This window comes from Carnobacterium sp. (assembly GCF_040274425.1).
The window spans coordinates 18,355-29,645 of sequence record NZ_JBEMBC010000029.1 but is presented as its reverse complement, the minus strand read 5'-3'; the positions used below and the strand labels follow the sequence as shown (position 1 = coordinate 29,645).

Here is an 11,291-nt window from a genome sequence, read left to right as displayed (position 1 = left end):
GTGGAATACGGTTTTAATGGACTGAATAATCTTAAATCAACCATATTTATATTTTTCTATATAAGTATACAAAAATAGACCCTATAGAGGGCACTTTTTTTAGTGTCCATTCTATAGGGTCCATTTTAGTTATGTCTCCGGCTTTTTTTTGTTCAACTTTAAAAGTGATAAGGATTTTTTTTGGTTGTTTTTCGATTAAGGAAGAATGAAATGATACTTCCAATTATAAGGATAATCATTAATCCGGCTGTAAAAATTGCTATTGAACGATGATCTGGTAAGTTCTTGGTGAATATCCCGTACATTGCCCATATAAAGACCAATATAATAGCCCAATCTTTTAAAAAGTATGCAATTCCTAGACCTAAAAGGGTCGTTAGTGATAAGAGTACATAAGTGACCATTGTTTGGAGACTCGCGTCGATGCCGATACTAGCAACTAGCCAATAACTGAAATTTGTAATGGTAGCAACAATGATCCAACCTAAGTAAAGTGATATAGGAATGAGGTAAAGTTTAGAATGAGTAGTTTCTTTTTGAGCTCGATATAAAAAAATAAGGGATAGAAGCAATAAAAAAATAACAATAAAAGCAATTCCGTCTAAAAGAAAGTGCCAAACTAAAATCCATAATGTATTAAACAAACAAGTTAGTAAAAATCCCCAGAATTGGGCGGGACGTAACGTCTGTTTCTTAAAACTAAAACTTAACAGCCATAATAATAGTGCAAAATAGATGACTCCCCAAATGCTAAAAATAAAACCAGCAGGAGTAAAAAACACATCATACATATCGGAAATTTCTCCTGTTTGATAGCCGTTTATTGGAAGAATATTGGCTAAAGCGTTTACAGAAATCATTAACCCATAGGCTAAATATAAAATAATTTGTTTTCTTATAGTCATTTTTATCACTCCTAAATTAGTAATTTTTAAAATTACGTTAACTTAACCATACTACAAATTTTAAATAAAATAAATTAAAGCGACTGATTAAAAAAAATAGGTGTTTTTTTACGCATATTACTTTTTAGATGGACTCAAAAAGGAGTGTTAGGGGATGTTGAAGACTAGCAAAGACTGGCTAATAAAAAATCGTTTGTTTATTGAGATAGGTATGCTTAGTTGTCTGGTGCTCAGTGTATTTGGAATTATTTTGATATTTTTGAAAAGCACAGATAATGTTGAAAAACCCTTAGATACGATGAGTTACTTGGAAATTGAAAGCCAGTATTCAGTAGCATCATCTCAGGCTGAACAACAATCAGAGAGTCAATCAGAAATGATTTATGTAGATGTTAAAGGTGCGGTATACCTGCCGGGTGTGTATGAAGTGACAAGTGATATGAGGTTAATTGATGCTATTGAATTAGCTGGCGGTTTTAGTGAAAAGGCAAATCAGAACCCTGTAAATTTGTCCTTAAAGTTAACAGACCAGATGGTGATTTTTATTCCAGAAATTGGAGCGGTCAGTGAAGAAGCTGCAGAACTAGAAAATCCAGCCGTTCCAATAGAAGAAGCTGTTATCACAGTTCCACAAGAAAGTAGTGAAGCAACAACGTCTGCAAAAGTAAATATCAACCTGGCAGACTCAACTGAACTCCAACAATTATCTGGAATAGGAGAGAAAAAAGCAGAGCAAATCATGAACTATAGACAAGAAAATGGTTCATTTCAAAAAATTGAAGACCTGAAAAATGTGTCCGGCATTGGTGAAAAAACTTTTGAGGCATTACGAGCGAACATTACTGTGGGCGATGGTGAGTAAGTCGAGTACAAAATGAAGTGTTGAAAGTCTTTGTGGGCTTTTGTATACTTGAGAAAATGCTTAAGATCATCAATAACTTAAACGAACAAATGAGTAGGAGGATGAGTATGACTGAACGTATACCATGGGATCAATATTTTATGTCTCAGAGTTTGTTGCTGTCTTTACGAAGTACATGTGCTCGATTAACTGTTGGAGCTACAATTGTAAGAGAAAAGAGAATTATTGCAGGAGGTTACAACGGATCGGTAAGTGGCGATGTGCATTGTATAGATGACGGTTGCTATATTGTTGACGGTCATTGTTTACGTACGATCCATGCTGAGATGAATGCGATTCTTCAATGTGCAAAATTTGGAGCGCAAACTGAAGGTGCAGAAATTTATGTTACACATTTTCCATGCTTACAATGTACGAAAATGATTATTCAAGCTGGTATTACAAAAATAAATTACTTAGAAGATTACCATAATAATGATTACGCTTTAAAATTGATTGAACAAGCCCACGTTCAATGTCAAAAAGTAATACTTCCAAAAGATTTTTTCCAACAACTAGATTTCAATACAAATACACAAACTAGTTTAAGCCAACTTAACGGACGCATGCCGTTCCAATAATTGAAGGGGTACGTTATTTTTTCAGCTATTTCTTGTTTATTGTGTGCTACTGCTATTTTAAACCCTCATTGGTTGAGTATTTTTATATTGTTGATTTGGTTGATTCGATTGCTGTTTACACGCAGAAAAAAATGGCTCATTTATTCTTGTTTGTTAATGAGTGTAACAGCTTTTTTTGTAGGAGTAGAAAAGTACAATAATCAAACGCGTCTTTCAATTGACACTCAGAACTTTTTGATTGAACTTGATCCCAATCACTTGAAAATCGATGGCAATCAAGTGCAATTTTACGGTACAATTGATCAAGCTGGAGAAACACTAAAGCTTTCTGAAAAAATCGTTGTTTTTTATCGATTGTCTACTAAGGAAGAAAAAGAGTACTGGGAAAAGCAACAAAAAGTAGCAGAGTTTGTAGTGACAGGAACTTTGAAGAAACCTGAAAAAAATAGGAATTTAAATCAATTTGATTATCAGCGTTACTTGTCTCATAACAAGATTCATTGGATGCTTGATGCAACATCAATTAAAGCACGCTCTGGAGCTGAGAAACAAACTTTTTTGGATCTATTTAATTTGAAAAATATCAGACAAACTATCTTGATTCACATTGAAAGTAAAACAACCGGTACTGTGTCGAGTTACATTAAAACCCTATTATTCGCAGATACTAGTTCTATTGATGATCAAGTAATGAATGGATACAAAGAAATTGGGATTATCCATTTATTGAGTATTTCAGGCTTGCACATCCAATTTTTGATAGCTGGTCTGACGTACATCTTATGGAGAAGTGGGGTGACACGTGAACACACGTATATCCTTTTATTCATTTTTCTTCCTCTATACGGAAGTTTGACTGGTTGGGGAACCAGTATTTTTAGAGCTGTTGTGATGAGTCTGATCAGTCAGACGGGTTTACGAATTCGTAGACCCATTTCGGGATTAGATGCATGGTCATGGACATTGATTATCGGGCTTTGGCTAGATCCTTATCAATTATTTTCTATTGGTTTTCAATTAAGCTATCTACTTAGTTTAGCATTGATTTTATTTTCAACATCGTTGTTCAATCAATCAAAGTATAATGTTATCAATAGTTTATCCATTTCTTTTATTTTAACAATTATTTCTATACCGATTCTTAGTTTCCATTTTTTTGAGTTTTCATGGATTGGTATGTTTGCTAATTTGCTTTTTGTTCCATTATTTACGTGGTTCATTATGCCTTTAATGATTTTATTATTTTTTAGTTCCTATTTTTTTTCGGGAACACTACTTTTCCAGTTTCTTATACACTTAGCGGAATATTTGTTGAGTATTATTGAATGGTTGGTATTAAAAATCAGACTTTTTCCATATGGTACGATTGTTACTGGAAAAGTTCCTTTGATGTTATTTATTGTAACGATGATTGTCATGGTTATCTTTTTGATCGCATTAGAACAGCAAAAGAAACGGAAACGATTGCTTATTTTGTTGGTAACTGTTTTTATAGTCTTTATTCAGTATCAAAAGTACAGTCCATTTGGAGAAGTTTTGATACTAGATGTAGGCCAGGGAGATGCGACTTTAATTAAAGAGCCTTTTGGAAAAGGTGTCTACCTAATAGACACTGGCGGGGCGCTAGCATTTGAAAAAGAAGAATGGCAAATAAGAAAAAAACAGTCAACGGTGGCAAGTCGTGTATTGATTCCAGTGATTAAATCTCTAGGTGTAACTCAATTAGATCAAGTTTTGATTACTCACGGCGACGAAGATCATATGGGTGAATTAATCGAACTAGCTCAAGATATCGAAATTAAAGAGCTTGTTTTTCCAATAGGAACAACAAAAAAACAATCATTTTTTGATGCAGCTCAAGCATTAGAAAAAAATGGTGTGGCTTTACGTGAAGTCAGCGCTAAACGATCACGAGAGCAACTTTTTGGGCCCTCTTTAGCTGTTTTATGGCCCTTACACAATGGCGAAGGAGAAAATAATGATTCGCTTGTATTATATGGGGAAATTGGTCAGTTTAATTGGCTGTTCACAGGGGACATTGAAGAGACGGGGGAAGCAGAGGTAACAGCTCTTTACCCCAATTTAAAAGTGGATATTTTAAAAGTAGCACATCACGGAAGCCAAACGTCAACTAGTGAAAGTTTTATTCAAAAAATAAAACCAAAAACAGCATTGATATCTTGTGGGTTAAACAATCGCTACAATCACCCAAATGAGGATGTGCTAGAACGATTGGCTTCGGTAAATGCAATGGTCTATCGAACAGATCTGCAAGGAAGTTTTAGGTATACGTATGCTGATTATTTACACATATGGATAGAAAAAGGCTTTCAAACGATTTTAAGATAAATTGAAAATAGGCTTGCAAATTAATTTAATGCTTTGTACCATTAAGGCAATACAAGAAAGTGGTGGAACAGAGTGAATTTTGTATCAGAATTAGCAAAAATAAAAAACGGCACGATTGCACATGTTTACATTGTATTAGGAACAGAGTCCTATTTAGCAAGCGTAGCTAGAAAAACACTGTTGGATTCAGTACTTAGTGCAGAAGAACTGGAATTAAATTACGGTGCTTATGATATGGAAGAAGTTTCGATTGGAACGGCCTTAGAGGATGCAGAATCGATTCCATTTTTTGGCGATCGCCGTCTCGTTTTTGTAGACAGACCGGTCTTTTTAACGGGAGATAAAACAAAGTTAAAGGTAGAACATGATGTGAAATGGTTAGAAAGTTATTTAACTCATCCTTCTGAATCAACGACACTTGTATTCTTTGCCCCTTATGAAAAATTAGATGAACGGAAAAAAATAACTAAGTTACTAAAAAAAACAGCTACCATAATAGAAGTAAATGCATTATCAGAAAAAGATATGCGAAAATACATTAAAGATACTATTGCAAATGAAGAGTACCGTTATTCTCCGGAAGCGTTTGAATTATTTATTCAATTAACAGATGCGAAATTATCTGTAGCGATGGGAGAATTACCTAAACTTTTTATTTATGCCCAAGATACTAAATTTATTACACTAGATGCGGTTCAAGAGTTAGTGGCTAAATCGTTAGAACAAAATATTTTTGCGTTAAATGAATACGTTTTGAAAAAAGACGTAGGACAAGCGCTTAATTTATACCAAGATTTATTACTGCAAAAAGAAGACCCTATTAAAATAAATGCGATTATGACATCTCAATTTAGATTACTTATCCAAGTTAAAATTTTAGAAAAGAAAGGCTATCAGCAAGGCGATATTGCCAAACAATTAAAAACACATCCCTATCGTGTGAAATTAGCTATTCAACAAATGAGGAAAATTGAGGAGTATTCGCTGATCGAAGCATATAATGGATTGATTGATGCTGAGTATCGATTGAAGACAGGAAAAGGCGATAAAGAAATGCAATTTGAATTATTCGTTCTGCAGTATGCGCAAAAAAAAGCAACGAACAGAGACCAATACAAGCGTTTAAAATAATCCAGCTATCAAGTAAAAAAACTTTACACATTTTTATTGCATTGAAGCTTGTCTTTATGTATAATTGAATTTGTTGAAACAACTAGAATAGACTATTTTATGTTGTAAATAATTGAAAGTGGGGTGAATCAAATGCCAAACATCGAAGCTGCAATCAAACGTGTTCGTACTTCTGAGAAATCAGCTGCACAAAACAACGTTCAAAAAAGTTCAATGCGTACTGCTATTAAAAAATACGTTCAAGCTGTTGAAGCAGGTAACGAAAACGCTGAACCATTACTTAAAGAAGCAATCAAAGCAATTGACATGGCTGCATCTAAAGGATTGATTCATAAAAATAAAGCTAACCGTGACAAATCTCGTTTAACTGCTAAATTAGCTAAATAAGAGGTCATTGTTATAAAGAGTAAATAAAAAAGCCTCAAGTCTTGAGTATTCAAGATTTGAGGCTTTTTTATTTTTTGAATACTAATGAAGTTGTATCAAATTAGTTGTAAGAACACACGTTCAGTGCTAGAATAATAAAATAGAATTGAAAAATGTGTGTCTTGAATTAGACAGGTTTCTTTTTATACTGAATAGAAGTGCGAGGAGGTACTTAAAATGCCAAAAGACCAATTTGAACTGGTTTCTAAATACCAGCCTAGTGGTGATCAGCCGGATGCCATAAAAAAATTAATTAAAGGCATCGAAGCTGGAGAGAAAGAACAAACCTTATTAGGTGCCACAGGAACGGGAAAAACATTTACGGTCTCAAATGTCATTAAGGAAGTAAATAAGCCAACCTTAGTTATTGCACACAATAAAACATTAGCAGGTCAATTATATGGTGAATTTAAAGAATTCTTTCCTGATAACGCTGTAGAGTATTTTGTCAGCTATTATGATTACTATCAACCAGAAGCGTATGTTCCTTCAAGTGATACCTTTATTGAAAAAGAATCAAGTGTTAACGATGAGATAGATAAACTGCGTCATTCCGCAACGAGTGCATTGCTAGAACGAAGAGATGTCATTGTGGTAGCTTCTGTTTCGTGCATTTATGGACTAGTTAACCCTGAGGACTATCGAGATCACGTTCTGTCTTTACGCGTAGGTGCTGAAATGAATCGTGATGAGATGTTACGTCGTTTAGTCGACATGCAATTTGAACGTAACGATATTGACTTTCAACGCGGACGCTTTCGTGTTAGAGGAGATGTAGTGGAAATTTTCTTAGCATCACGTGACAGTGAAGCAATACGGGTAGAGTTCTTTGGAGATGAAATTGATCGTATTAGAGAAGTAGATGTTTTAACAGGTGAAATCAAGGCTGATGTTCAACATGTTCCTATTTTTCCGGCTACTCACTTTGTCGCAAACGATGAACAAACAAGATCGGCTATAAAAAATATCCAAGAAGAACTAGAAGAGCGATTAAAAGTTTTGCGAGCTGAAGATAAATTAATTGAAGCACAACGGTTAGAACAGCGAACAAACTATGATTTGGAAATGTTGTTGGAAATGGGGTATTGTTCAGGAATTGAAAATTACTCTAGACACATGGATGGACGTAAACCTGGTGAAGCACCTTATACACTAATTGATTTCTTCCCAGATGATTTTCTGATTGTGATAGATGAGTCTCATATCACGATGTCCCAAATTAGAGGGATGTATAATGGCGATAGAGCTAGAAAAGAACAATTGATTGAGTATGGTTTCAGATTGCCGAGTGCTTTGGATAACCGTCCGCTTCGCCTGGAAGAATTTGAAAACCACGTAAATCAAATTATGTATATTTCGGCAACGCCAGGACCTTATGAATTGGAACGTGCTCCAGAAGTTATTGAACAAATTATTCGTCCTACAGGATTATTAGATCCAATTATAGAAGTGCGTCCAATCAAAGGTCAAATCGATGATTTGATTGGTGAAATAAATGAACGAACTGAAAAAAATGAGCGAGTATTTATTACTACATTAACTAAAAAGATGTCAGAAGATCTAACGGATTACTTGAAAGAGGTTGGAATCAAAGTTGCCTACTTGCATAGTGAGATAAAAACATTAGAACGAACCGAGATCATTCGAAATCTGCGTTTAGGTGTATACGACGTATTGATTGGAATCAACTTGCTACGTGAAGGTATCGATGTCCCAGAAGTATCATTAGTGATTATTTTAGATGCAGATAAAGAAGGCTTCTTAAGAAGTGAACGTTCACTTGTACAGACGATTGGTAGGGCTGCACGTAATGAAAATGGGAAAGTTATTATGTATGCGGACCGTATCACAGACTCTATGAGAGCCGCTATATCAGAGACTGAGAGACGTCGTGAAACCCAAGAAGAATACAATGAAAAACATGGCATTACGCCTAAAACAATTATCAAAGATATTCGTGATTTGATCTCGATTACTTCAGTAGTAGAAGGTGACGCTGAAGGAGCATCTGGCTTAGAAAATATTGCTAAAATGACAAGAGAGCAGCGTCTAGAGTTGATTGATGGTATGGAAGTAGAAATGAAAGTAGCTGCAAAAGAATTAAACTTCGAAAAAGCGGCTAATATAAGAGACATGATCTTAGAAATAACAGCACAGTACAAATTAAAATAACAATACACAAGAATGAATCTATTAAAAATGGAAAAAACCCATTAATAACTTGCAATTTCCCATAGATTCTAGTAGAATTTAATTGTGTACTAAACACATACCTTTTACTTGGTAAAACGAATCACCAACGTCTACTCAGTAAGAGGAAAAATTGAGAAATGAGGTGCTTAGAAATGTCAATTTCTAAAGAACGTAAAAATGAAATCATCAAAGAATACGCAATCCACGAAGGAGATACAGGTTCTCCCGAAGTACAAGTTGCTGTATTAACAGCTGAGATCAACCACTTAAATGAACATGCACGTGTTCACAAAAAAGACCACCATTCTTACCGTGGACTTATGAAAAAAATTGGTCACCGTCGTAACTTGCTTGCGTACTTACGCAACAAAGATATTACTCGTTACCGTGAATTGATTCAAAGATTAGGTCTACGTCGTTAATTTTTCGTAGTCTATTTAGAAGCGAGGTTCTAACGAATCTCGCTTCATTTTGTTTGTAAAAGAAAAAAGCTGTTTATTTTGTTGTCCATCCTACTATACAAATGTGAGTATTTAATTAGCTTAAATGCTGACATTTGTTTAGTAGTCTGTTTGGAAAAAACGAATAAAGGCTTTAATAAAAAGGAGAAATGCACACAATGACAGAGAAACAAGTTTTTACTAAAGAATGGGCAGGTCGTACATTAGAAATTGAAGTTGGACAATTAGCAAAACAAGCTAATGGCGCAGCATTGATTCGCTATAACGATACTGTAGTGCTATCTGCAGCAGTAGCTAGCAAAAAAGCGAAAGACGTAGATTTCTTTCCTTTAACAGTAAATTACGATGAAAAAATGTATTCAGTCGGTAAAATCCCAGGTGGTTTTATTAAGAGAGAAGCACGCCCAAGTGAAGCGGCTACTTTAACAGCTCGATTAATTGACCGTCCGATTCGTCCGATGTTTGCAGAAGGATTTCGTAATGAAGTTCAAATTACAAATACCGTAATGTCTGTAGATCAAAACTGTTCACCAGCTTTTTCAGCAATGTTTGGTTCTTCTTTATCACTTGCTATTTCAGATATTCCGTTTAACGGACCGATTGCAAGTGTTGATGTAGGCCGTGTAGACGGAGAATACATCATTAATCCAACTCTTGAGCAAGAAGCATTATCAGACATTCATTTAACAGTTGCAGGTACTAAAGATGCCATTAATATGGTTGAAAGTGGAGCTGCTGAAGTTTCAGAAGAAGATATGCTTGGTGCTTTAATGTTTGGTCATGAAGCAATTCAAGAATTAGTTGCTTTCCAAGAAGAAATCGTAGCGGCTGTTGGAAAAGAAAAAATGACTATTCAATTGTTGCAAATTGATGCAGATTTAGAAAAAGAAGTCAACGATGCATACCAAGCTAAAATGATTGCGGCAATTCAAACCGAAGAAAAATTAGCTCGTGAAGAAAATATTGAAACGGTTAAAGAAGAAGCAATGGCTTTTTATGAAGAAAAATATCAAGACAACGATGAAGCTAAACGAATCAATAAAGAAGTAAAACAAATTGTTGAAGACATGGAAAAGAATGAAGTCCGTCGTCTTATTACAGTTGACAAAATTAGACCAGATGGTCGTAAAATTGATGAAATTCGTTCTTTAGCTTCAGAAATCGGATTATTGCCAAGAGCACATGGTTCGGGTTTATTCACTCGTGGACAAACTCAAGCTTTGTCTATAGCTACTTTAGCACCATTAGGCGAACATCAAATTATTGATGGTCTAGGAATTGAAAACAGCAAACGATTCATCCATCACTACAATTTCCCTCAATACTCTGTTGGAAGTACTGGACCATCACGTGGACCAGGTCGTCGTGAAATTGGGCATGGAGCATTAGGAGAACGTGCATTAGCACAAGTTATTCCAAGTGAAGAAGATTTCCCATACATGATTCGTTTAGTTGCTGAAGTTTTAGAGTCAAATGGTTCTTCATCACAAGCAAGTATTTGTGCAGGGACTCTAGCCTTAATGGATGCAGGTGTTCCTATCAAAGCTCCAGTAGCTGGTATTGCAATGGGACTTGTTAAAGAAGGCGAAAACTATACTGTCTTAACAGATATCCAAGGTTTAGAAGATCATTTAGGCGATATGGACTTTAAAGTAGCAGGTACCAGCAAAGGAATCACTGCTCTTCAAATGGATATTAAAATTGAAGGTATCACACAACAAATTTTAGAAGAAGCGTTAACTCAAGCTAAAAAAGCTAGAATGGAAATTCTTGATGAATTGATCTCTACAATTGCTGAGCCACATGAAGAATTAAGTGCATACGCTCCTAAAATTGAAATGATGCAAATCAAACCGGAAAAAATCAAAGTTGTTATTGGCCGCGGTGGTGACCAAATCAATGCTATTATTGATGAAACCGGCGTTAAAATTGATATCGATCAAGAAGGAAATATCAGTATTGCATCTGAAGACGCGGCTATGATCAAACGTGCTAAAGAAATTATTGAAGAATTAACAAAAGATATCGAAGTTGGTAAAGTTTATTCAGGAAAAGTAAAACGAATTGAAAAATTCGGTGCTTTTGTTGAAATTGCTAAAGGAAAAGATGGATTAGTTCATATTTCTGAATTAGCTAACGAACGTGTCGCTAAGGTTGAAGATGTTTTGACTTTAGGTGAAGTAATGGACGTTAAAGTTATCGAAATAGATAAACAAGGAAGAATTAACCTTTCTCGTAAAGTTTTGTTAACAACTGAAGAAGACTAAAAAATAGCAAAAAAAGAGCTCAATTTGAAAAAATTGGGCTCTTTTTTTGGGTTGTATGACAAATAGTGTTGGTGCAT

General features: G+C 34.9%; 9 protein-coding genes. 8 read left to right on the top strand and 1 reads right to left on the bottom strand.

Translation table 11 applies throughout. The features are described 5' to 3' along the window. Positions 1 to 158 precede the first annotated feature (158 nt). Positions 159 to 905 carry a TspO-related membrane protein gene (locus ABS911_RS07600; RefSeq protein ID WP_350467081.1) on the bottom strand — a complete coding sequence of 249 codons (747 nt, stop codon included), beginning with the start codon at positions 903 to 905 and terminating at the stop codon, positions 159 to 161. 154 nt (positions 906 to 1,059) lie between these two features. On the opposite strand from ABS911_RS07600, the gene ABS911_RS07595 reads away from it, so the two are divergent. The 8 genes from ABS911_RS07595 (at position 1,060) to pnp (ending at position 11,214) form a co-directional block, all read left to right on the top strand. Next, positions 1,060 to 1,767, top strand: coding sequence for a helix-hairpin-helix domain-containing protein (locus ABS911_RS07595; RefSeq protein WP_350467080.1), 708 nt, complete (start codon positions 1,060 to 1,062; stop codon positions 1,765 to 1,767). 101 nt (positions 1,768 to 1,868) lie between these two features. Continuing rightward, positions 1,869 to 2,387, top strand: a complete 519-nt coding sequence (locus ABS911_RS07590) for a ComE operon protein 2 (RefSeq protein ID WP_502880514.1) — start codon at positions 1,869 to 1,871, stop codon at positions 2,385 to 2,387. Next, complete coding sequence (locus tag ABS911_RS07585) at positions 2,388 to 4,736, top strand: DNA internalization-related competence protein ComEC/Rec2 (protein WP_350467079.1); 2,349 nt, start codon at positions 2,388 to 2,390, stop codon at positions 4,734 to 4,736. 72 nt (positions 4,737 to 4,808) lie between these two features. After that, entirely contained in the window at positions 4,809 to 5,867 is a 1,059-nt protein-coding gene (holA, locus tag ABS911_RS07580) for a DNA polymerase III subunit delta (RefSeq protein ID WP_350467078.1), read from the top strand. Between the two features lie 132 nt (positions 5,868 to 5,999). Beyond that, positions 6,000 to 6,254, top strand: coding sequence for a 30S ribosomal protein S20 (gene rpsT, locus ABS911_RS07575; RefSeq protein WP_350467077.1), 255 nt, complete (start codon positions 6,000 to 6,002; stop codon positions 6,252 to 6,254). A gap of 216 nt (positions 6,255 to 6,470) precedes the next feature. Next, positions 6,471 to 8,465, top strand: coding sequence for an excinuclease ABC subunit UvrB (gene uvrB, locus ABS911_RS07570; protein WP_350467076.1), 1,995 nt, complete (start codon positions 6,471 to 6,473; stop codon positions 8,463 to 8,465). Positions 8,466 to 8,638: 173 nt separating this feature from the next. Continuing rightward, on the top strand, positions 8,639 to 8,908 hold the full coding sequence (rpsO, locus tag ABS911_RS07565; RefSeq protein ID WP_013710576.1) for a 30S ribosomal protein S15: 270 nt from the start codon (positions 8,639 to 8,641) through the stop codon (positions 8,906 to 8,908). A 197-nt stretch (positions 8,909 to 9,105) separates the two neighbouring features. Next, positions 9,106 to 11,214: a polyribonucleotide nucleotidyltransferase gene (gene pnp / locus ABS911_RS07560; RefSeq protein ID WP_350467075.1), complete on the top strand. Its 2,109-nt coding sequence runs from the start codon at positions 9,106 to 9,108 to the stop codon at positions 11,212 to 11,214. Positions 11,215 to 11,291 lie beyond the last annotated feature (77 nt).